This window comes from Tissierella sp. P1 (assembly GCF_002266425.1).
GTDB classification, from domain to species: domain Bacteria; phylum Bacillota; class Clostridia; order Tissierellales; family Tissierellaceae; genus Tissierella; species Tissierella carlieri.
Map to the genome: position 1 here is coordinate 58,554 of NZ_NPMN01000018.1, position 18,329 is coordinate 76,882.

At 30.2% G+C, this 18,329-nt stretch carries 36 protein-coding genes; 24 read left to right on the forward strand and 12 right to left on the reverse strand.

All coding sequences use genetic code 11. The annotated features are described in order from the left end of the window. From CIW83_RS13545 to CIW83_RS13555, 3 genes are all read right to left on the reverse strand, one after another. Nucleotides 1–213 carry a sulfurtransferase TusA family protein gene (locus tag CIW83_RS13545; protein WP_094902030.1) on the reverse strand — a complete coding sequence of 71 codons (213 nt, stop codon included), beginning with the start codon at nucleotides 211–213 and terminating at the stop codon, nucleotides 1–3. Further along, nucleotides 206–1,300, reverse strand: a complete 1,095-nt coding sequence (gene yedE, locus CIW83_RS13550) for a YedE family putative selenium transporter (RefSeq protein ID WP_094902032.1) — start codon at nucleotides 1,298–1,300, stop codon at nucleotides 206–208. Before yedE ends, CIW83_RS13545 begins: the two co-directional genes overlap by 8 nt. 153 nt (nucleotides 1,301–1,453) lie before the next feature. Next, the gene (locus CIW83_RS13555) at nucleotides 1,454–2,134 is read right to left on the reverse strand and encodes a Crp/Fnr family transcriptional regulator (RefSeq protein WP_094902034.1); all 681 of its coding nucleotides are present in this window, start codon (nucleotides 2,132–2,134) and stop codon (nucleotides 1,454–1,456) included. Between the two features lie 360 nt (nucleotides 2,135–2,494). Here CIW83_RS13555 and CIW83_RS13560 point away from each other — a divergent pair, with 360 nt between their 5' ends. The 4 genes from CIW83_RS13560 to CIW83_RS13575 all read left to right on the forward strand — a co-directional run bounded on the left by CIW83_RS13560 (nucleotide 2,495) and on the right by CIW83_RS13575 (nucleotide 4,842). Further along, entirely contained in the window at nucleotides 2,495–2,779 is a 285-nt protein-coding gene (locus CIW83_RS13560) for a hypothetical protein (RefSeq protein WP_094902036.1), read from the forward strand. A 54-nt stretch (nucleotides 2,780–2,833) separates the two neighbouring features. Continuing rightward, on the forward strand, nucleotides 2,834–3,427 hold the full coding sequence (locus CIW83_RS13565; protein WP_158220122.1) for a DUF4230 domain-containing protein: 594 nt from the start codon (nucleotides 2,834–2,836) through the stop codon (nucleotides 3,425–3,427). A gap of 109 nt (nucleotides 3,428–3,536) precedes the next feature. Beyond that, the gene (locus CIW83_RS13570) at nucleotides 3,537–4,256 is read left to right on the forward strand and encodes a L,D-transpeptidase family protein (RefSeq protein WP_094902040.1); all 720 of its coding nucleotides are present in this window, start codon (nucleotides 3,537–3,539) and stop codon (nucleotides 4,254–4,256) included. 100 nt (nucleotides 4,257–4,356) lie between these two features. After that, a complete protein-coding gene (locus tag CIW83_RS13575; protein ID WP_094902042.1) occupies nucleotides 4,357–4,842 on the forward strand; it encodes a ferritin in 486 nt (161 codons plus the stop codon). A gap of 51 nt (nucleotides 4,843–4,893) precedes the next feature. Here the strand turns inward: CIW83_RS13575 and CIW83_RS13580 are convergent, their stop codons facing one another. Beyond that, entirely contained in the window at nucleotides 4,894–5,121 is a 228-nt protein-coding gene (locus CIW83_RS13580; protein ID WP_094902044.1) for an alpha/beta-type small acid-soluble spore protein, read from the reverse strand. A 277-nt stretch (nucleotides 5,122–5,398) separates the two neighbouring features. Here CIW83_RS13580 and CIW83_RS13585 point away from each other — a divergent pair, with 277 nt between their 5' ends. The 5 genes from CIW83_RS13585 (at nucleotide 5,399) to CIW83_RS13600 (ending at nucleotide 7,683) form a co-directional block, all read left to right on the forward strand. Further along, nucleotides 5,399–6,511: a sodium ion-translocating decarboxylase subunit beta gene (locus tag CIW83_RS13585; protein ID WP_094902046.1), complete on the forward strand. Its 1,113-nt coding sequence runs from the start codon at nucleotides 5,399–5,401 to the stop codon at nucleotides 6,509–6,511. 10 nt (nucleotides 6,512–6,521) lie between these two features. Then, nucleotides 6,522–6,635: an OadG family protein gene (locus CIW83_RS22480; protein WP_143598565.1), complete on the forward strand. Its 114-nt coding sequence runs from the start codon at nucleotides 6,522–6,524 to the stop codon at nucleotides 6,633–6,635. Between the two features lie 363 nt (nucleotides 6,636–6,998). Continuing rightward, entirely contained in the window at nucleotides 6,999–7,199 is a 201-nt protein-coding gene (locus tag CIW83_RS13590; RefSeq protein WP_094902048.1) for a spore coat associated protein CotJA, read from the forward strand. Next, entirely contained in the window at nucleotides 7,192–7,452 is a 261-nt protein-coding gene (locus CIW83_RS13595; RefSeq protein WP_094902050.1) for a spore coat protein CotJB, read from the forward strand. The genes CIW83_RS13590 and CIW83_RS13595 overlap by 8 nt, the downstream gene beginning before the upstream one ends. Before the next feature lie 12 nt (nucleotides 7,453–7,464). Beyond that, nucleotides 7,465–7,683, forward strand: a complete 219-nt coding sequence (locus CIW83_RS13600; RefSeq protein ID WP_094902052.1) for a manganese catalase family protein — start codon at nucleotides 7,465–7,467, stop codon at nucleotides 7,681–7,683. A gap of 10 nt (nucleotides 7,684–7,693) precedes the next feature. Here the strand turns inward: CIW83_RS13600 and CIW83_RS13605 are convergent, their stop codons facing one another. Further along, nucleotides 7,694–9,304 (reverse strand): recombinase family protein, encoded by a 1,611-nt coding sequence (locus CIW83_RS13605; RefSeq protein ID WP_094902054.1) that lies wholly within the window; start codon nucleotides 9,302–9,304, stop codon nucleotides 7,694–7,696. Between the two features lie 471 nt (nucleotides 9,305–9,775). Here CIW83_RS13605 and CIW83_RS24910 point away from each other — a divergent pair, with 471 nt between their 5' ends. Further along, nucleotides 9,776–9,889 (forward strand): hypothetical protein, encoded by a 114-nt coding sequence (locus CIW83_RS24910; protein ID WP_369819398.1) that lies wholly within the window; start codon nucleotides 9,776–9,778, stop codon nucleotides 9,887–9,889. Between the two features lie 137 nt (nucleotides 9,890–10,026). After that, nucleotides 10,027–10,332, forward strand: coding sequence for a DUF1829 domain-containing protein (locus CIW83_RS13615; RefSeq protein WP_094902058.1), 306 nt, complete (start codon nucleotides 10,027–10,029; stop codon nucleotides 10,330–10,332). A 31-nt stretch (nucleotides 10,333–10,363) separates the two neighbouring features. Here CIW83_RS13615 and CIW83_RS13620 read toward each other — a convergent pair whose 3' ends face one another. The 6 genes from CIW83_RS13620 to CIW83_RS13645 all read right to left on the reverse strand — a co-directional run bounded on the left by CIW83_RS13620 (nucleotide 10,364) and on the right by CIW83_RS13645 (nucleotide 13,350). Next, nucleotides 10,364–11,101: a hypothetical protein gene (locus CIW83_RS13620; protein WP_094902060.1), complete on the reverse strand. Its 738-nt coding sequence runs from the start codon at nucleotides 11,099–11,101 to the stop codon at nucleotides 10,364–10,366. Between the two features lie 135 nt (nucleotides 11,102–11,236). Then, on the reverse strand, nucleotides 11,237–11,569 hold the full coding sequence (locus tag CIW83_RS13625) for a DUF4236 domain-containing protein (RefSeq protein ID WP_094902062.1): 333 nt from the start codon (nucleotides 11,567–11,569) through the stop codon (nucleotides 11,237–11,239). A 126-nt stretch (nucleotides 11,570–11,695) separates the two neighbouring features. Further along, on the reverse strand, nucleotides 11,696–11,962 hold the full coding sequence (locus tag CIW83_RS13630; RefSeq protein ID WP_158220123.1) for an ImmA/IrrE family metallo-endopeptidase: 267 nt from the start codon (nucleotides 11,960–11,962) through the stop codon (nucleotides 11,696–11,698). Between the two features lie 169 nt (nucleotides 11,963–12,131). Further along, nucleotides 12,132–12,395, reverse strand: a complete 264-nt coding sequence (locus CIW83_RS13635; protein WP_094902066.1) for a hypothetical protein — start codon at nucleotides 12,393–12,395, stop codon at nucleotides 12,132–12,134. A 109-nt stretch (nucleotides 12,396–12,504) separates the two neighbouring features. Next, nucleotides 12,505–12,828 (reverse strand): hypothetical protein, encoded by a 324-nt coding sequence (locus CIW83_RS13640; protein ID WP_094902068.1) that lies wholly within the window; start codon nucleotides 12,826–12,828, stop codon nucleotides 12,505–12,507. A gap of 60 nt (nucleotides 12,829–12,888) precedes the next feature. Beyond that, complete coding sequence (locus CIW83_RS13645) at nucleotides 12,889–13,350, reverse strand: helix-turn-helix domain-containing protein (RefSeq protein WP_094902070.1); 462 nt, start codon at nucleotides 13,348–13,350, stop codon at nucleotides 12,889–12,891. Between the two features lie 167 nt (nucleotides 13,351–13,517). Between CIW83_RS13645 and CIW83_RS13650 the strand changes: the two genes are divergently transcribed. Then, complete coding sequence (locus CIW83_RS13650; RefSeq protein ID WP_094902072.1) at nucleotides 13,518–13,709, forward strand: helix-turn-helix transcriptional regulator; 192 nt, start codon at nucleotides 13,518–13,520, stop codon at nucleotides 13,707–13,709. Between the two features lie 47 nt (nucleotides 13,710–13,756). Beyond that, nucleotides 13,757–13,942, forward strand: a complete 186-nt coding sequence (locus CIW83_RS13655) for a BC1881 family protein (RefSeq protein WP_094902074.1) — start codon at nucleotides 13,757–13,759, stop codon at nucleotides 13,940–13,942. Here the strand turns inward: CIW83_RS13655 and CIW83_RS13660 are convergent. After that, entirely contained in the window at nucleotides 13,939–14,142 is a 204-nt protein-coding gene (locus CIW83_RS13660) for a KTSC domain-containing protein (protein ID WP_201259884.1), read from the reverse strand. The genes CIW83_RS13655 and CIW83_RS13660 overlap by 4 nt on opposite strands. A 94-nt stretch (nucleotides 14,143–14,236) precedes the next feature. Here CIW83_RS13660 and CIW83_RS13665 point away from each other — a divergent pair, with 94 nt between their 5' ends. The 11 genes from CIW83_RS13665 (at nucleotide 14,237) to CIW83_RS13705 (ending at nucleotide 18,192) form a co-directional block, all read left to right on the forward strand. After that, nucleotides 14,237–14,392, forward strand: a complete 156-nt coding sequence (locus CIW83_RS13665; RefSeq protein WP_094902078.1) for a helix-turn-helix transcriptional regulator — start codon at nucleotides 14,237–14,239, stop codon at nucleotides 14,390–14,392. 102 nt (nucleotides 14,393–14,494) lie between these two features. Beyond that, entirely contained in the window at nucleotides 14,495–14,725 is a 231-nt protein-coding gene (locus CIW83_RS13670; RefSeq protein WP_094902080.1) for a hypothetical protein, read from the forward strand. 16 nt (nucleotides 14,726–14,741) lie between these two features. Continuing rightward, a complete protein-coding gene (locus tag CIW83_RS13675; RefSeq protein ID WP_094902082.1) occupies nucleotides 14,742–14,993 on the forward strand; it encodes a hypothetical protein in 252 nt (83 codons plus the stop codon). Nucleotides 14,994–15,153: 160 nt separating this feature from the next. Further along, on the forward strand, nucleotides 15,154–15,588 hold the full coding sequence (locus tag CIW83_RS13680; protein ID WP_094902084.1) for a transcriptional regulator: 435 nt from the start codon (nucleotides 15,154–15,156) through the stop codon (nucleotides 15,586–15,588). 15 nt (nucleotides 15,589–15,603) lie between these two features. Further along, nucleotides 15,604–15,798 (forward strand): hypothetical protein, encoded by a 195-nt coding sequence (locus CIW83_RS13685; protein ID WP_094902086.1) that lies wholly within the window; start codon nucleotides 15,604–15,606, stop codon nucleotides 15,796–15,798. A gap of 120 nt (nucleotides 15,799–15,918) precedes the next feature. Next, nucleotides 15,919–16,080, forward strand: a complete 162-nt coding sequence (locus CIW83_RS22290) for a DUF6011 domain-containing protein (protein WP_158220124.1) — start codon at nucleotides 15,919–15,921, stop codon at nucleotides 16,078–16,080. A 34-nt stretch (nucleotides 16,081–16,114) separates the two neighbouring features. Further along, nucleotides 16,115–16,261, forward strand: a complete 147-nt coding sequence (locus CIW83_RS22295; protein WP_158220125.1) for a hypothetical protein — start codon at nucleotides 16,115–16,117, stop codon at nucleotides 16,259–16,261. Further along, nucleotides 16,262–16,555: a hypothetical protein gene (locus tag CIW83_RS13690; protein WP_094902088.1), complete on the forward strand. Its 294-nt coding sequence runs from the start codon at nucleotides 16,262–16,264 to the stop codon at nucleotides 16,553–16,555. A 60-nt stretch (nucleotides 16,556–16,615) separates the two neighbouring features. Further along, on the forward strand, nucleotides 16,616–17,026 hold the full coding sequence (locus CIW83_RS13695; RefSeq protein WP_094902090.1) for an ERF family protein: 411 nt from the start codon (nucleotides 16,616–16,618) through the stop codon (nucleotides 17,024–17,026). A gap of 103 nt (nucleotides 17,027–17,129) precedes the next feature. Next, the gene (locus CIW83_RS13700; protein ID WP_158220126.1) at nucleotides 17,130–17,969 is read left to right on the forward strand and encodes a DnaB-like helicase C-terminal domain-containing protein; all 840 of its coding nucleotides are present in this window, start codon (nucleotides 17,130–17,132) and stop codon (nucleotides 17,967–17,969) included. A 1-nt stretch (nucleotide 17,970) separates the two neighbouring features. Then, nucleotides 17,971–18,192, forward strand: a complete 222-nt coding sequence (locus CIW83_RS13705) for a hypothetical protein (RefSeq protein ID WP_094902094.1) — start codon at nucleotides 17,971–17,973, stop codon at nucleotides 18,190–18,192. Nucleotides 18,193–18,329: the final 137 nt, after the last annotated feature.

The window sequence follows — 18,329 nt, forward strand, 5'->3', positions numbered from 1 at the left end:
CTATTTTTTAATATGAATTGTATATTCTCCATTTTTTTCTTCTACATTTACATTATACCCTTTTCCAGTAACAAATCTAGTAATATTTTCAACTGCTACATGGGTATCAACTAAAACCTGTAATTCTATATTAGGATTAATATCAATTTCATTTTTAGTCATAATAACAGGTTCAGGACAGGACCTACCTCTAGCATCAATAATATTAGCCATTGATTTTTACCTCCTTAGACTGGGATTTAGTTTTTTTACTATTTATTACAACACTATAAGCTAAGAATAATACAAATATTATACCGATAATAACAGCAAGTTTGCCATTAGCCGTAGCACCCTTAGCACTGGATGCTAAACCAAAGTTATGAGCAAATGCAGCACCAACTACAAGCCCTAATACTGTAACACCAGCATCGCCATCTCCTTGGCTGGCTAAGACAGTTTGTCTAATTGGGCAGCCTCCAAGTAAAACTGAGCAAAGACCTACAAGAGTCATACCTAAGAAATTCCAAAGATGATTTGTATGAGCTACTGGTTGACCTTCAAAACCTAATTTAAAGCTACTGAAATTTAATATAAGATTACCAGCCAAATTAAATACAAAAATTCCAACTAATCCCCATAAGAAATGGTAATCTTTAATTAATATAGCATCTCTAAATCCACCGGCAGTGCAGACTCTACTTCTTTGAAGAGCGATACCAACTATTGCACCTAAAACTAAGGATATGATAATAGGTGCTGCCATAGAACCGGGACCCTCTGTACTAAATAATATAAATGCAGGTTTAACAACTAAGAAAATAAGTAAGACAACAGCTATTATAGGGAAAATAAATCCTACAATTTTGGGTTGGTCTATACTTTTACCAAGGGTGTATCCCCTTTTAAGGAATTGTACACCTATGAAGATTCCTGCCACATATCCAAATAAACCTACCAGAGCATTTAAATCTCCATTTCCCAATCTTAGAAGCATTCTGAGCGGACAGCCTAAGAATACAAGAGCACCAATCATTAAAAAGAAGCCTAAAACAAATCTTATTAATGGAGAAGAACCACCTTTAACCTTAAAATCGCCTGTCATATAAGAAATAATAAAAGAACCGAATATTATGCCGATTATTTCAGGTCGTATATATTGCACTACTTCAGCCCTGTGCAGACCGAGGGCTCCAGCAATATCCCTCCAGAAACAAGCAATGCATATCCCCATATTACCAGGGTTTCCCAGCTTCATAAGAATAGCACCTATAAGTCCAATAATACCTCCATAGATAAACATTTTGCGTTTACCACCCATTTACAAAACCTCCTTTGAAAAATAATTATCAATCTTAACTAGATTATATAAAATTAGTTGAGGATATAAAAATAGAAGATATCTATAAGTAATTTATATCTATAGATATCTTCTATACATAAATTGGATTATATGGAAATATATTCACATTCACTATTTTAATAAACATTCTTCTAGTAAATCTATGTCGACAATTTTTAGCTTATTTTTATGGTAGTCAATTATACCGTCTTCTTTCATTTTCATCAATTCCCTCGACAAAGATGGACGAGGAATATTTAATAATTCTGCCATTTTTTTTCTACAGAATGGTAGTGTTAATATCTTGTTTTTCTGTTTACCATATTCCACTAAGATAATATTGACAATTTTTTTTCTAACAGTATCATAAGAAAGATTTGTTATTCTATCATTTAACATTAAAATCCTATTAGATAAAACCGACACAAAGTTATTTAATACTCTATCATCGGACTTCATTAGTTTAATTATATCATCTTTGTTTATATACATTATTTCAGTATTGCTAGAGGAGATTATAGTAGCTGGATACTTGTGACTTCCAGAAAAAATAAGGGCTTCGCCGAACACATTCCCAGCTTCAAAATTATTAATTGTTACAATTTTTCCTGATGGGAAAGGTTTATGAATTTCTACAGTGCCAGACAATATTATACCTAGACTGTTGCAATCATCTCCTTCTATTGCAATTACATCATCTTTTTGATAATTACTTATACTATATGAGACTACAGAGATTAAATCATTTATTTCATCCTTGTTTAAATTTCTAAATAATATTGACTTATTTAAACTATCTAGATATTTTTTCATAAAAACATCCTTTCTAAGTTTTGATACAAAGGCTACTTAATTTATAATATATACTAAAGGAAAATTCTAATAAAAACAAGGCTAATATTGATAAACAATATAAATAAAATTAATAATAAAATAATAGTCATAAATAAGTTTTTTTTTATAAATATTGGGTAAATAGGATAAAGATAAATGTATTTATTTTTGTATGAAACATTTTAAAAATTAAAATCATAATATTATAATCTTTAACTAATGATATAAACCATATAAACAACAAGATGTTTTGGGGAGGGTGCTGCATGACTTAATTGAGGTTCTTTGCTTATTTGTATTATAGAAAGTCTTTTATAAAATCAAAAAGGAGTTATTGCAATGAATAAAATTATGTTAATTAGTAAATTAAACCCCCAAGATTATACAGATGAGAAGAAGAAGATATTTTTTTTACTAGGTGGAATGAATATACCTACTATTGAAAACAAAATTATAGATGTTTTACGTAAATCGGAGTTAGTGGGATTAAGTGATATAGTTTTAAAATATAATGGAATAGAATTAAATATAAATACACAGAAAATACCTAATATAGTTAAACTTCTATGTAAAGAGAATATTTCCATATATAGCATTTATCAATTTTATAATCCAGATTTATAGTATAGTAGCTCTCTGAGAATGCAGAGGGCTATAAAATATTTAAGAGGTGATGTGATGAAGTATTTTAACAATATTAAAGGAAAGTTAATATTAGCAATAATCGTTGTGATATTAATAGTAGGAATTGCTGGATATACAAAAATTTCAATGGATAGAAAGACTATTTTATTATCAAATAAGATTGAGGAAAAAGTCCTTAGACTAGTTGAATTATCTACTGTGAAATATAATTATACTAATATAGTGGAATACGAGGACAAAGTACAATTAAGTGGTATAAGTGTACCTTTTACCAATAAAAAATTTATTGTAAAATATAGTGGATATATTAAAGCAGGTGTAGATTTAAGCACTATAGAAGTCAATGTAAAAAATAAGGATGCGGTAGAAATAAAAATGGATAAACCACAAATATTTGAAAATGTAATTCCAGAAGAAGAGGTTTATTTTTATGATGAGAGAGATTCTATATTTAATAAGCTAAGTTTTAAAGATTTATATGTAGTACTTATACAAGAAAAAGAGAAGATGAAAGAGGAAGTAATCCAAAAGGGAATACTAAATGATGCAGAGAAAAATGGCACTGATATTATTACTTCATTATTAGAAGGTATGGGCTTTAAAAATATTTCAATAACATTTAGATAACCAACAAGATTCACCCCTTAAACATTATGCAATTTTATAATAGCGAAAGTAAAATTATAAGTTTAATTTATGGAATTGCTGCATATTAATGTTAGGAAGGGGGGATATAATGAACAAGGATATTAAAATGTTTATTTTAATAATTTTATTAGTAACTGTTTTTTTAATTTTAGGAAACTATATACATAGATATTCAACTATGAAAAAGTTAACCTTAGAGGATGTCTATTTAAAAGATAAAGCAACGAATTATACTATATTAATTGAAGTAGATAAGAAACAACTTAAATTAGTAGATAGAGAAAACGAAAGTATAATAAAAACATACCCAATAGCAACAGGAAAACCAAGTTCACCAACTCCCTTAGGAACATTTAAAATTATAGAAAAGGGACAGTGGGGAGAAGGATTTGGCACTAGATGGATGGGACTCAATGTTCCCTGGGGTAAATATGGAATACATGGCACAAATAAACCAGGTTCTATTGGTGGGAATTTATCTGCTGGATGTATTCGTATGAGAAACAAAGATGTGGAAGAGCTCTATTCTATGGTGAATCATAATACTATAGTTATCATAACAAATGGACTATATGGGAATTTTGGTCAAGGATTTAGGGAACTAAAACCTGGAGATAGAGGTGCAGATGTTTTAGAAGTTCAGAAAAGGTTGGCACAAAGAGGATATTATGAAGGCAGCTTAGATGGAATCTATGGAGAGGGTATGAAAGCATCTTTAATAAGATATTTAAAGGATAATAATATGACTCCTACAGATAAAATAAATTATGGAGTATATAGTATTTTAGATATTATTTTAATGGAATAACATATTTATGATTAGATGGAAGATCTTAGGGTATCATAGAACAGTAAAGGAATATATAGAATTAAATAAATATGAATAATAAAACAACAGGAGGCATATTATGGCATCAGAAAAATTATTAAAAGCGTTAAACGATCAATTTAACTTTGAATTAGCATCTGGATATCATTACATGGGAATGGCGGCATATTGTTCTGATAGAAATATGAATGGATTTGCTCATTTCTTCATAGAGCAGGCTAAAGAAGAATATTCACATGCTATGAAATTCTATGGTTTTATCTATGATATGGATGGAAGAGTTATGACTCAAGCGATGGAAGAACCAAAAAATGAATATAATTCATTCTTAGAAGTTTTTGAAACAGCTCTTGCACATGAGAAATTAGTTACTTCAAAAATAAATAATTTATTAGGAATGGCGGAAGAAGAAAAGTCATATCCGACTATTCAATTCTTACAATGGTTTGTTGAAGAACAACTAGAGGAAGAAAATAGTATGAAAGATATAATATTTAAATTAGAGGGAATTAAAGATAATTTCCATGGACTATATCTATTAGATAAAGAGTTAGGATCAAGATAATATAAAATATAAAAAGATAGGTCAATAAAGACCTATCTTTTTTAGAACTTACTACTTAGTAGTTCCAGTTCCACCCATAGTTTGTTGTGCCATTCTAACTAAGTTTTTAGTCATATATCCACCAACATAACCATTTTGTCTTGATGGTAAATTACCTTTATCCATTGAATCATAGTTTGCCATACCTAATTCAGAAGCTATTTCTAACTTCATTTGGTTAAGAGCTTGACGTGCTTGTGGAACAAGAATGTTGTTACTACTATTATTATTTGTAGTCATTTTTTATATCTCCTTTCAATCTTAATTTTGTAAAACTTTGGTGTAGTAGTATTATGTGTAGAAAATCATTTAATAATCATGTAATATTATGCAATATTGAATGTGGTTTCCAGATTTTCCATAAACAGCTATTTTAAAGAAATAAGATTATTTTCCCTTTCACATAGACTTAAAAAGAAAATCCTTGTAGTTTTGGGGATTTTCTTTTTAAGTTTAAAAATTTGTAAATACATGATATAATAAGCTGTTCATATTTATAGAATAGGAGGAATAAAACTTGGAACAATTATTATTAGGTGTTAAAAGTCTTGAATTAAACCAAATACTTATGTTTATTATTGGCGGTATACTTATTTATCTAGCAATAAAAAAAGATTATGAGCCAATGCTGTTATTGCCTATAGGGTTCGGAGCAATACTAACAAATTTACCTGTTGTTGCAGGTATCCCAGGTATAGCTAGTGATGAGGGAATTTTAGGAATACTTAAAAATGCAGGAATTTTAAATGAATTATTTCCAGCTTTAATTTTTATAGCAGTTGGGGCAATGATAGATTTTTCACCCTTACTTCAGATGCCATCTATGCTTTTCTTTGGTGCAGCTGCACAATTTGGAATATTTATGACCATAATATTTGCATCTTTTTTAGGATTTGATATAAAAGAAGCTGCATCCATAGGAATTATAGGAGCCGCTGATGGACCTACATCTATATTTGTAGCCACGAGATTTGCCAAGCATCTACTAGGGCCAATATCTGTAGCAGCTTATTCATATATGTCTTTGGTGCCTATGATTCAGCCTATTGTTATAAAAGCTTTGACTACAAAAGAAGAAAGAAAGATTAGAATGGAGTATAGGCAAGTTAACGTATCTAAGACTGTAAAGATAATATTCCCAATAGCAGTTACTATAATTGCGGGGATTATAGCACCTATATCTGTTACTTTAATAGGATTTTTGATGTTTGGAAATCTTATTAGAGAATCTGGTGTATTAGAGAGGTTATCCCAGTCAGCTCAAAATGAACTAGCCAACTTGGTTACTTTGCTTCTAGGAATAACTATTGGATCCACGATGACAGCAGATGCATTTATTAACGTGGATACTTTAAAGATAATGGGACTTGGGTTAGTTGCATTTATATTCGATACAGCGGGTGGAGTATTATTTGCTAAGTTTTTAAATTTATTTGTGAAGAAAAAGTACAATCCTATGGTTGGAGCAGCTGGTATTTCAGCATTTCCAATGTCAGCTAGAGTAATACAAAAATTAGCTAAAGAAGCAGACCCAACAAACTTTGTTTTAATGCAAGCAGTATCTGCCAATGTAGCTGGGCAAATAGGTTCAATTATAGCAGGTAGTATTGTATTGATACTATTATCTTAGGAGGTACATTATGGACGTTATATTATTTAAACTATTAGTCTATGGAATGGGGACTACATTTTTTGTTTTAATATTATTTTATTTTGTCATAAGAATATTAGTAAAATCATTTCCCGAGAAATAGCCCCCTTTTTAGGGGTTTTTTTATAGCGAATAGGAAAGCTTTACTTTTATCTTTTAATTTCAAGAAAGCTACTTCTAATGTGACATTAGAAGCTTTTCTTACAAATATCAACTTTTAAAAAAAGAAAAATAATAGATAACTCGATTAGGATATTTGATATTGGGGACTGGAATGTTTTGGGGGGTAAGGAAATATATGTAAGATATGAAAGGATATGATTAAGGAGATAATAGAGATAAACAATTAATGCATTTAATAGAACCGTTTCGGAAGCTAAATAATTAGCTTCTTTTTTATTGTTTGTAACCATTTGTTTTTTTCTACGTAATATGTAATGAACAGATTTTTTTAGGAGGAGAGAAAATGGATAGAGAATATGAAGGTGAAGGAAGACCATGTTGTCCTGGTGCACTAGCAAGGGCCTGTGTCCCCTTTCAAATTATGAATCAAGTATTTAGTCCGAGAGAAGCATTGAAAGCAGGTACTCTATTTCCAGAATTAGTTAAACCTTTTTTTACAACGGGAATAGGTGATAACGAAAGAGGAGGTAGATGTAATGGATAGAACACAGATGGATTTTCTAATAGAGTTAATGGAAGTATCTTTTGTCCTAGTGGAGACAGCTTTATATTTAAATACTCATCCAAATGATGAAAAGGCTTTGAGACTTCACAATAATGCATCTCAAAGATATAGTGAGTTAGAAGCTATGTATGAAGCAAAATATGGTCCTCTAAGAAATACAGGTATGAGCAGATATCCTTGGGGCTATATTGATGGACCGTGGCCTTGGGAAATAAACTTTACTAATTTTTAAAGGAGGATAACCATGTGGGTATATGAAAAGAAATTGCAATATCCAGTAAGAGTAGATACAACTAATCCAGCTCTAGCTGCTATGATTATAGAGCAATTTGGAGGAGCAGATGGCGAATTATCAGCAGGAATAAGATATTTAACTCAAAGATGGACTATGCCAATAAATGAAGGCAAGGCAATATTAACAGATATAGGTACAGAAGAATGTGCACCAACAGGTTATAGATGATGAAAGAAAACTACCTAGATAACTTCAGGTAGATCTCTAGTTCAAACTCATCAGGTTTATTATGCCATCTGCCATTTACAGTTTTACAATACACAGCTTTTTCCAATACTTCTTTGAGTAATTTATTCTTATCTGCAGGATCATCTAATGTCCAATAGACCTTTATAATATTTTCTATCTTAGGAGCTAATGCTTCTTCATGCAATTCTTTATCTTCTTTTGAATTTATTTTCTTTAATAACTTATTCTTATCTTTTTTTAGAGAATCTATTTTTGTAGATATTAGTTTAGATCTCTTCATAAATATTTCAGTAGAATATACTCCTTGTTCCAATAGGTCATACATATTATTCAACTGATTATTGAGAGTTTCTAATTCAGTATCTAAATCTTGTATAGCTTTATTAATTACTTCATTCTCTAAATTATCTTTTTTCTTTTCTTGCTTTTTATATTTTAATTTATGTTTTTTTAACCAAACTTCTAAAGAGTTTATTAATCTTTCTTCTACTAAATGGAGATGTGAGCTAACGTTAGTACAAGTAGGACCATCACACATTAAAGTATCAGGATTTTTATTGCTATAGGGTCTTCTTTTTAATTTTCTACCGCACATTTTACATATGACTATTCCTGCGAGAGGATTCATTATTTTATATCTAGTTGGTACAGGTAGTGCTGGATTCTCTGAAAGATATTCTTGAGCTAAATTAAATACATTTTCATCAATAATGGGGGGGTGCAATCCTTTTACTAAAGTAATATCTTCTTCTTTTGCTCTAGGTCGCTCTATTATTATTTCACCATCAATAACTTTTTTAACTTGCGGTCTAAAACCATCTTTAATCATTCCGACGTAAATTGGATTACTTAAAATTCCTCTGATAGTAGAAGTAGTCCAGTCGCCGCCTTTTCTAGTAGGTATCTTCATTTCATTTAAGTTATTAGCTATGATTGATATACCGATTCTTCCATATGCTCCGTTTTCTTGTAATTGACTTCTTGTATACCATTCATATATTAATTTAACTATTTTAGATTCTTGAGGTATTGTATCTAAAGTATATCCTTTTTCATGTTGTAATTTGACTCTTTTATAGCCATAAGGAGCGACAGAATGGATGTACTTACCCTCTGATACAGATTGTTTCCTTCCACGTTGTAAACGTCTATTAGTAGTCTTGTACTCCCTCCTAGACATAAACAAACCAAACTCAAAGTATTCTTCATCAAATTCATTGGAAGGATCATATATTTTCATAGGAGTAATTATTTTAGTATTGGAATATTTAAAGGTTTGAGCAACTATTCCTTGATCTATTGTGTCACCTCTTGCTAAACGTTCTACTTCCATTACAAATACACCTTTTTTAGTACCGCTTTCAACAAGAGAAAGGACCTTTTGCATTTCAGGTCTTGATGCAATAGTCTCACCAGATACAACTTCTCTAAATATATTTTGTTCAGGTATGTATATTCCCATCTTATGAGACAATTCTGCAAGGATTTTCTCATGCCTTTTTAATGTTTCGCCTTCTCCACTTAGTTCTGCTTCTATATCTTTTCTAGATTTTCTTAGATACATCAAATAATCATCTGATATAGTAATGTTTTTAGTCATAGATTCACCTTCTTTTTTTATTCAAAATTCTTTTTGATATTTATCTATACATGAAAAATTGTTCATGAATGTCTCTTTAGAATAAGCATTATTACAGTTATTATAGCATAAATAATTGAATGGGTAGCAAAATAAAAAGTAACCTTGAGTACATGATTCAAGATTGATTATTGGTACAAGTTATATTAGTATATAAGTAAGATTATTTAGATTGAATAAACATGGAATAATGGGGAATAAAATTAATATAGACTGTATAAGGAGGGGTGGTTATGTATAAAGATAATTTTATTGACGATTATCTAGCGTGGTTAAGTCTAATATGACTGAAGAAAAATTAGATAATGGAATTATTGAGATTACTACTCCTTTTTTAGACAAGAATAATGATTATACGCAAATCTATGTTGAAAAAAAGAAAAGAATAGATTAATTTTATCTGATTACGGCTATATTGTAAATGAATTGAATATGCTTGGTGTAGAAATAAAGTCTACTAAGCGTAAAGAAATGATCCAAACAATTTTGAATCGTTTTGGAGTAAGGTTAGTAAATGAAACATTAAGTATTGAATGCAGTTTGTAAGATTATCCGAAAACAAAACATAGATTAATACAAGTCATGTTGGCTGTTGGTGATTTATTTTATTTATCAAGACCAATGTTGCATCTTTATTTTTCGAAGAAGTTGAAAATTTCTTTATTGCTAGTGATATTTATTATATGTCTAATGTAAGTTTTACTGGAGTTGCTGGATATACACATAATTATGAATTTGCATTGCAAAAAAGTAAAAATAATCCAGAAAGGCTAATTAAGCTAGCAAATAATTTAACTAAGTCTATGGCAGAAAGTATATTGTTTGCATGGACTAATACTAGAGCAGTACGAAGCAAAGATTCAATTCTTTACACTTTCATAAATGACAATAATAAAGTAAATGACAAATATATTAATGCTCTTGAGAGCTATGATGTAGTCCCAATTGCATGGTCCAATAGAAATCAATATTTAGATAAATTAGCATAAGACAGGATATTTTTTATCCTGTCTTTTTATACTATGCCATTCTAAGAATTTGAAACATAGGTATTTTAGTAATATTGCAAAAGAGACAAAGATTTAAAAACGTAGTATCGTGAGAGGTTAAGTCCTCGAATAAGGATATATCAAAGTGAGGGTTAATACTTTTTATGATTTCATGGTCAAGAGGATATGCCCATGCTAGATTATATCCTTCTTTGTAAATATGTTTAAAATTGCTTAAAGCATCATATGGATCTATCAAATCAAAATTTAGATTTTCAAAACTATTTCTATCAACCATAATAGATAGGATAGTATTGTTTTCTAAGTTTCCAATTTGAGTGTTTAAGATATTAGTTTGAGTATGTATTACTACAGTTTTTACTGGTAATAGACCAAAAATATTTCTAGCAATACGAATAGCAAAACCACAAATATATTGCTTAATTATTTCATAATAGGCAGTTTTAGTATAGTTTTTAATAGATCCTTTACCAGTCTTTGTTAAAGTCATATACTGTTCAGGAATTATGCCTTCTATATTGATATCATACTGAATAGTAATAATATCTTTATCTGAAGTTTTAATATTAAAGGAATCTACGATTCCACCAAGATCACTCGAAAAGTTTATATCCTCTAGAAGAGTAATATATGCATCTAAATCACCAGCTAAAATTAATTTAGATAATTTATTCTGTTTTTCCCATATTTCATATGAATCTTTATCATTTTGTTTAGTAATAGCAACACTGTTTTCTAGTTTTTTCAATTGATTTTCTAACTTACTTTTAAATATCTTTTCTAGCAGATTTGGCTTATAAATTTCTAAATTTTTTATAGCTGCTATCTTATTAGGTCTTTGTTCACCAAAATTAAAAGGAGCAGGTTCATTGCTTATGCTAAGTCAGTCATAATCATAGTCACATTCTTTATGAAGTGATGTAAGGTATTCAATTGCATCATTGAATTTTTCTGCTTTTTCATATGCCAAAGCATAGTCGTATGTATAGGTATTATTAGACGAATTTTTATAAGTGCTATTATTAGATCTAGAAGATGAACTTTCTGTGTAATATAAACCTGTACCAGGGATTCCTACAGAGGTCGTTCTTCTACCTGTTGTACTTACTGCATGCCTTATACCTTTTCCTCCAAAGCTAACGCTAGCACTCTTTTTACCCACATTTAATCTTATTCTAGGGGCAATTTTAACACTCCTCCTGAATCTAAAGCCCATAATGCTACCTCCTTAGCAATAGCATATTATATCGAGCATCAGTTCTATCATAAGCTTAAAAAAATACTCAAATCTATAAATTTGAGCTAAACCTATTTTATATTTATGTATTCCAAACTACCTTCTTCATGTGCTATTTGTTCTATGGTGTAGATCCTTATGGATTGAAATATCTAAAAGTCTGAGAGCAAAGTAATCAGATTGCTTTTCTAATTTGCTTTTATTAATAAGTTTACTATTGTAAGCAGCTTTATTTACTTCAGCATTAAGAATAGCATGTCCCAATTCATGTGCTAAAATAAATTTCTCATATTTATAAGGAAGGTCATCTCTAATAAATACAACCTCTAAGCCGAAATAACTTCTAATATAGAGTGCATCATTTCCTTGCAAGAGAGGATCATCCTTATCAATTCTTTTTATATTTAATGAATCATATATCTCAAAAATGTCTCTAGAGCAGCAATGATCTATTACCCCATATACATATTCATCTATTCATGATAAACTCATTTTGTCACATACCAATGAAAATCACTGAAGTACTTTTGCAGTTTGCTTTTTATATTTTAGTGTTAAATTTAATTTGTTTTATGTTTCTTCTTTGCTTTAGAAGTCTTTGTTTGATATCGTATATTTCTCTTTCAGTCTGAAACTCTTTATGTGTAAGGAAATCTAAATCTCTGGATACTTTATTTAATTTATTACCAATGGCGACATGATTAGTAGTATTAGTACCCTCTATTTTAATTAATTTATCTTCCAGATTATCAAATCTTTCATTAGTTTCTTCTCTAAATCCTCTTAATTCTTCTTTTACTCCCATTACCTCATTCTAATTCTTTAAGTCCTTCCTGCATTTCAGCATACATCTTAGTCATTAATTCAAATACTTGGTTATTGTCCATTTTGCTTCTCCTTTTTATAATTTATTATCACTTAGTTTTATATTTTCTCGCAGCCTTGATTTTAGCTATGTCTCTCCAATTTTCTGCGGTATTTATTTCAACTCTACTTATAGAATGTTTCATATCTATTAATTCTCTAATAAAATCAAGATGTCTATTTGCATTTTTTACATCAATATCGTCTAATTTGTTTTCTATTTTATCCAATTTTGTAACAGTTTCTTCTTTAAATTCAGTTAAAATTGCAGTTTGTTCGCTTACTAAATTTAACTCAACTTTAATATCTTTAATATCAGTTTCCATAGATTCAAATTTACTTAATAATAATTCTAATAGTTCTCTATCAGTCATTAATCATTCCTCCTTATTTTATATTTATCTTGTCAAACTCATTTTATAATTTATTATTCACTACTTCTTATATTTATAACTAACCATTTTCATCTGTTCTAATAAAGCATTAGCAAACTCTAAAATCTCATTATCATCTAATTTATCAGCATCAAATCCCCCAGAACCAAATATTTGATGTTTATTTACATATGCACGAGCTTCATTTGCATTGGTGAATTCTTCAGGAATAATATCTTCTTCACGTTGGTTTATATTTTGACCATCAGTGTTCTGTATTACTATATCTGTATATCCCGCTAGCGGTAATAAAGCATTAATATCTAAATTATAAGCATCGGAAATTAATTTTAAAGTATCTATAGTTGGCTTAATAGGGGCATTACTACGTGGATCTTTAGCTTTTTCTAATATTGATAGGTAATTATGGCTCACACCTATTAGTTCACCTGCATCTCGAAGTGAAAGACCCAAATTATTTCTTTTATTTTGTAGAATTGTACCTAATTTAATTAAATCCATACATTCACCTACTCATTATCTGTTTTTATATTTTAGCATTGCTTTTGATTATATTGTAATACATATTTTACATTTATTTTTAAATATTATAAAAAAAACAGTAAAACATACTTGACATACAGTAACACAAGTGTTGCAATAATAATTGTAAAGGAGGTATTACAAAGATGAATAATATAGTTAGAAGGTTAAGGATAAAGAAGAATATGAGTCAAGAAGAACTTGCAACGCAAGCAAATACAACAAGACAGACTATTATAAGGATAGGAAAGGGTGAAAAACCAAGTTTTGATGTTGCAATGAACATTTCTAAAGTATTTGATAAAGCGGTAAATGAAATTTTTTTAACAGCACAGTAACACTGGTATTACAGAAAAGGACTATACAGCGGAGGAGGTGAGAAAGGATGGAAGACAGAAAAAATATCAAAAACATAAAAGACATAGCAACGAAAGAATTAATAGAAGAGCTTAGAAATCGCAATGGAGTTAAAGAACTCATAGCTGAACCTTATGATTCATTCAAAATTATGGTAAAGGAACAAATACTGGAAGAGACAGGTCCAGCTATAATCTTAGTGGTCATAGATTAGCCAATTTTTTTGTACCTATAACTGTTTTTAATGTGAGCATAGTGGTATTGACCTTTTGAACTGGCATTCATTAGCCCAGAGTGAATTGACGCAGGAACATTATAATAATCATATGTTCTACTATGAAATTCAATCCTTAGGGTTTGAGTATTAGGATCATATCCTACTGCCCTTAAATTAGATGAAGATACTGGTACCATTTGTATTATTATCCCCCCTGTACAATATATTGTGTGAACAAAAGTTCATGTTCAAATATATTGTATCTAACATAAAGTAGAGTGTTAATAAAAGATGGCAGATTTTGGAGAAATATTAAAGGTAGAAAGAGAAAGACAAGGGATATCACAAAGACAATTAGCAAGAATGATAGGCTGTACTGGAAGAGCAATAGGATATTGGGAAGAAGGTAAAAGAATCCGAAGTATTGTAATGGGGATAAAGCATTAAAAGTATTAGGTGTTGAATTTAAAATAGGAGAGGATAGAAAACAACAATAAATAGCATAGGACAAATTTACTCCGACATAAGCTATACAAAGGGGTTGGTAGTATGGAAGAAAGAATTAAACCAGTAGTAGAAAATGAGCCAGTAGAAGTAATGAAAATAGAAAACACTACAATAAAGATATTTATATCTGAATTTGCATATAAGACTGATGAAGAGGTAGAAGAGAGTGAATATAGAATGGGTGACATATGGGTAGATGCCTATTTGAATGGAAGGTATGATGCTGAGATGTTGGAGAAATTAGGACCCTTTGAAATGATAAAGATAGCTTAAAAGGAGAGTGAAAAAGGTGAAAGCTGAAGAATTATTGTCAATTGACTTTAGCAAATATAGAAAAATAAAGCTAGATAGAGTATTTGTAAATATCGAAAATGCAAAAGTAGTTGTTGAAAAGAGTGATTTTGAAAATATTGTTGTAGAAGTATTTATTAATAACGAGATTATAGTTCGTACTTATTATAACAATTATGATGAAGTTGCGATAAAAGAATTTGACGATAAAAACCTAGAAATATCAAGAAAGGAGGGAAGGAAGGGATGAAACAAATTAGATTAATTAGTTTCATATGTAGGGTAGAGGATTTAACTACTCGATTAAACGAGTAATGGGAAAAGCTAGAAAAGATTAAAAAAGAAAAGGAAAAGAAAACAGCTTAGTTACTTCATTAGTTAAATTTTATCACGAAAAGAGGTGAAATTAAATGAATAAAAGTTGCAAAAACATATATCAATTAGCTAGAAATGTTGCAGGTTTAACTCAAATAGAAGCAGTTGAACTACTTAGTGTGAGTTTACGAACCCTAGGAGGATATGAGGCCCTCAATCCTATTCCTCACTCAGATATAGTACATGCTATGGTAGAAATTTATGGTACTAAGTGGCTAGGATATGAACACTTAAGATTATCTACACAACTAGGAAAGCAAGTATTACCACCAATTAATATTGATGATATAGCTAAATCAGTTTTAGTTCTCCAGAAAGAATCCAGTGATGTAGAAGAAGTAAAAAACTGCATGGTCAAGATAGCTTGTGGCGGAAAGATAGACAAGCATGAAGAAAGAAGGTGGAATGAAGTAACAAAAGAAGTATTTGAAATGGCAGGAGCAGCACTTTCAGTAGTATTTTCAAGATAAGGAGGGACAAGTAAAATGGATAAGTGTTTTGCAGACAATGGCAATAAATGTACAATTTTAAGAACTAAAAATTGTAAAGGTTGTAAATTCTATAAAACTCAAAAGCAAGCAGAAGAAAGCGAAAAGAAGGCAATGAACCGTATCGAATCCTTAGATACACATATGAGAAACAACATTATAAATGTTTATTTCTTAGGAGGATTCAGATAATGCCTAGGAAAAACAAATTAAAAAAAAGAGCTCTCAGACGGCCATCTGAAAAGCTCAAGGAACTAATAAAACATTATTCCTCTCTATTATAGCATAGAGGGAGTGAGGAGGTAAATAAAAATGTCAGATATTTGTTTAAGATGTGGTAGAGCATTAAAAAGTAAAGAATCAGCTAAAAGAGGTTATGGCTCATATTGTTATAAAAAGATAAAAGCAGAAGAGAAAGAGCGTGATGAAGTTCAGAAATTTAATGAAGTAATGGAAGAAATAAAGGTCAGATAAATTTTGTAGATGAACTAAGAAGGAAGTGTTCATAATGAAATGTCCTAGATGTTATAAGGAAGTTGGAAAATTAAAAAAGAATAAGCTGTATAGTTGCCAATGTGGAGCCGAATTACTAGCAGTTGAAATAAATAAGAAGTTAGTAGTAGAAGATCTAAGTAAAGATAAGGGGGAAAAGTAAATGATAAAAGAAAGATTACTAGTATCACCAAATAAGATAGAAGAAATGAAGATTAGGTTACTAGGTAAACAGCAAGAGTTAGAAGATACTAAAACAGATATGAAGATTTGGGAATTAACTGAAATGAACGAAATATCTAATGAATTAGACGATAAAGGAAAGGCTGTATATTCAAACGATACTAAGAGGCAAGCAGAGTTACAAAGTAGAAAGAATGATTCGCGCGCATATGAAGAATTATATGTAAAATCAAGAACATTAGAAGATGAAATATCTCATATTACATTCAAATAGAAAAATTATTCAATGAGCAATCAAACCTTAGAGCCATCTGTAGATTGGAGGATGCAGACAATGAATAAATCGGATAGCATTACTGAATTGGCAAAGGTCTTAGCAACGTTTCAAGGGGAGATAAAGAATCTAAGTAATACTGCTACTAATCCATATTATAAGTCAAAATATGCACCTTTAAATGATGTACTAAATTTAGTTAGACCTTTGTTATCTGAAAATGGATTATCAGTTGTACAAGCTGCCTCAGGAGGCGGAGAGAACATAGTGGTTACTACAACATTAATACATGAATCAGGGGAATGGATGGAATTTCCTTCCCTAGTTCTTAAATCAGACAAAGCGACAGCTCAAGGAGCAGGTTCAGCTATAACCTATGCAAGAAGATACGCATTATCAGCGGTATTAGGAATTTTAAGTGAGGATGATGATGATGGAAACAACTCAGAACCAACAGTAGAAAACAGATAAAAATAAAACTGGCAAAGAGTTAATAGAATTTGCTGAAACAGAGATATTTGCATTATCCGAAAAGACTACTATAGGTGAATTTGTAGAAATCAAAGATATAATCTTGGATGTATATCTTGATATAGATAAAAGATACCAAAATGATGAACTTGAAGGAATCATAACAGGATATCATGCACTAGATAAAGCAACGGATGGACTAAAGAAAAAGAATTTAATTTATTTAGCTGGCAGGCCTCCAATGGGGAAAACAGCATTAGCTATAAATATAGCAGAGAAGAACGTATTAGCAGGTAACTCTGTAGCAATATTTAGCTTGGAAATGGGCAAAGAAGAGCTAGTTAAAAGATTAATTTTAGGTGCTAATTATATTAACTCACAGAAGATAAAAAATAAAGAACTAACAGCTGATGAATGGGGCAGGATGCTAAAAGGAGCCAATGCTCTTTTAGATAAAAAACTATTTATTGAAGATAATACAAGCCTTACAGTAGCTGAAATGACCAGCATGTGTAGGAGAATTAAAAGAGATAAAGGTTTAGATTTAGTTATAATCGACTGTCTGCAGCTAATAAGCTCAAACAATAGTAAGTTGAGCAGAAGAGAAGAGATAGACAGCATATCTAAAAGTCTAAAGGCTATGGCCAAGGAATTAGATGTACCAGTAATAGTAATATCATCTTTATCTAGAGCAACAGAACAAAGGCAAAATAAAAGACAAGTTCTATCAGATCTAAGAGAATCAGGACAAATAGAATATGATGCAGATCTCGTAATGTTTGTTCATAGGGAAGAATATTACAATCCTACAGAAGAAAATAAGGGGGAAGCTAAAATAATAATTGCCAAACAAAGAAACGGACAACTAGGAATTGTGAAATTAAAATGGCTGGGACAATATACAAAATTTGTAGATGCTAGTCATATAAAGAAAAGAGGATAATATGGACGGTAAAGAAAGAATGAAAGATTTATATAAATATTTTGGTGTAAGGAAAGAAGAAGATCAAGAGATGTATAGCATAGCAAATATATTTTATGAGATGGGAACAAAGGAAGATGAAGAAGAGAGCATTTGGAGAAACTTAGAAAGTAGAATGAAGTTTTATAGGAGTAAAAAGAATCGGGGGCAAGCCCCGACTCATTCAAATAAATTGCAATATTAGAAACAGAAGCAGAACAAAAGTATCAATATTATAAATATAAAGATTATTGATCCATCAAAGAATCCACCAAAACCTTGTTTATCAGTCATAACAGCACCTCCTTGATTATAGATAATTGAGAATAAAGTATAAGAAAG

Bases quoted from the DNA above. Each gene is read 5' to 3' on its own strand.
- CIW83_RS13545 (WP_094902030.1), bottom strand. From the start codon at position 213: ATGGCTAATATTATTGATGCTAGAGGTAGGTCCTGTCCTGAACCTGTT.
- yedE (WP_094902032.1), bottom strand. From the start codon at position 1,300: ATGGGTGGTAAACGCAAAATGTTTATCTATGGAGGTATTATTGGACTT.
- CIW83_RS13555 (WP_094902034.1), bottom strand. From the start codon at position 2,134: ATGAAAAAATATCTAGATAGTTTAAATAAGTCAATATTATTTAGAAAT.
- CIW83_RS13560 (WP_094902036.1), top strand. From the start codon at position 2,495: ATGAATAAAATTATGTTAATTAGTAAATTAAACCCCCAAGATTATACA.
- CIW83_RS13565 (WP_158220122.1), top strand. From the start codon at position 2,834: ATGAAGTATTTTAACAATATTAAAGGAAAGTTAATATTAGCAATAATC.
- CIW83_RS13570 (WP_094902040.1), top strand. From the start codon at position 3,537: ATGAACAAGGATATTAAAATGTTTATTTTAATAATTTTATTAGTAACT.
- CIW83_RS13575 (WP_094902042.1), top strand. From the start codon at position 4,357: ATGGCATCAGAAAAATTATTAAAAGCGTTAAACGATCAATTTAACTTT.
- CIW83_RS13580 (WP_094902044.1), bottom strand. From the start codon at position 5,121: ATGACTACAAATAATAATAGTAGTAACAACATTCTTGTTCCACAAGCA.
- CIW83_RS22480 (WP_143598565.1), top strand. From the start codon at position 6,522: ATGGACGTTATATTATTTAAACTATTAGTCTATGGAATGGGGACTACA.
- CIW83_RS13590 (WP_094902048.1), top strand. From the start codon at position 6,999: ATGGATAGAGAATATGAAGGTGAAGGAAGACCATGTTGTCCTGGTGCA.
- CIW83_RS13595 (WP_094902050.1), top strand. From the start codon at position 7,192: ATGGATAGAACACAGATGGATTTTCTAATAGAGTTAATGGAAGTATCT.
- CIW83_RS13600 (WP_094902052.1), top strand. From the start codon at position 7,465: ATGTGGGTATATGAAAAGAAATTGCAATATCCAGTAAGAGTAGATACA.
- CIW83_RS13605 (WP_094902054.1), bottom strand. From the start codon at position 9,304: ATGACTAAAAACATTACTATATCAGATGATTATTTGATGTATCTAAGA.
- CIW83_RS24910 (WP_369819398.1), top strand. From the start codon at position 9,776: ATGCTTGGTGTAGAAATAAAGTCTACTAAGCGTAAAGAAATGATCCAA.
- CIW83_RS13615 (WP_094902058.1), top strand. From the start codon at position 10,027: ATGTCTAATGTAAGTTTTACTGGAGTTGCTGGATATACACATAATTAT.
- CIW83_RS13625 (WP_094902062.1), bottom strand. From the start codon at position 11,569: ATGGGCTTTAGATTCAGGAGGAGTGTTAAAATTGCCCCTAGAATAAGA.
- CIW83_RS13635 (WP_094902066.1), bottom strand. From the start codon at position 12,395: ATGGGAGTAAAAGAAGAATTAAGAGGATTTAGAGAAGAAACTAATGAA.
- CIW83_RS13640 (WP_094902068.1), bottom strand. From the start codon at position 12,828: ATGACTGATAGAGAACTATTAGAATTATTATTAAGTAAATTTGAATCT.
- CIW83_RS13645 (WP_094902070.1), bottom strand. From the start codon at position 13,350: ATGGATTTAATTAAATTAGGTACAATTCTACAAAATAAAAGAAATAAT.
- CIW83_RS13650 (WP_094902072.1), top strand. From the start codon at position 13,518: ATGAATAATATAGTTAGAAGGTTAAGGATAAAGAAGAATATGAGTCAA.
- CIW83_RS13655 (WP_094902074.1), top strand. From the start codon at position 13,757: ATGGAAGACAGAAAAAATATCAAAAACATAAAAGACATAGCAACGAAA.
- CIW83_RS13660 (WP_201259884.1), bottom strand. From the start codon at position 14,142: ATGGTACCAGTATCTTCATCTAATTTAAGGGCAGTAGGATATGATCCT.
- CIW83_RS13665 (WP_094902078.1), top strand. From the start codon at position 14,237: ATGGCAGATTTTGGAGAAATATTAAAGGTAGAAAGAGAAAGACAAGGG.
- CIW83_RS13670 (WP_094902080.1), top strand. From the start codon at position 14,495: ATGGAAGAAAGAATTAAACCAGTAGTAGAAAATGAGCCAGTAGAAGTA.
- CIW83_RS13680 (WP_094902084.1), top strand. From the start codon at position 15,154: ATGAATAAAAGTTGCAAAAACATATATCAATTAGCTAGAAATGTTGCA.
- CIW83_RS13685 (WP_094902086.1), top strand. From the start codon at position 15,604: ATGGATAAGTGTTTTGCAGACAATGGCAATAAATGTACAATTTTAAGA.
- CIW83_RS22290 (WP_158220124.1), top strand. From the start codon at position 15,919: ATGTCAGATATTTGTTTAAGATGTGGTAGAGCATTAAAAAGTAAAGAA.
- CIW83_RS22295 (WP_158220125.1), top strand. From the start codon at position 16,115: ATGAAATGTCCTAGATGTTATAAGGAAGTTGGAAAATTAAAAAAGAAT.
- CIW83_RS13690 (WP_094902088.1), top strand. From the start codon at position 16,262: ATGATAAAAGAAAGATTACTAGTATCACCAAATAAGATAGAAGAAATG.
- CIW83_RS13695 (WP_094902090.1), top strand. From the start codon at position 16,616: ATGAATAAATCGGATAGCATTACTGAATTGGCAAAGGTCTTAGCAACG.
- CIW83_RS13705 (WP_094902094.1), top strand. From the start codon at position 17,971: ATGGACGGTAAAGAAAGAATGAAAGATTTATATAAATATTTTGGTGTA.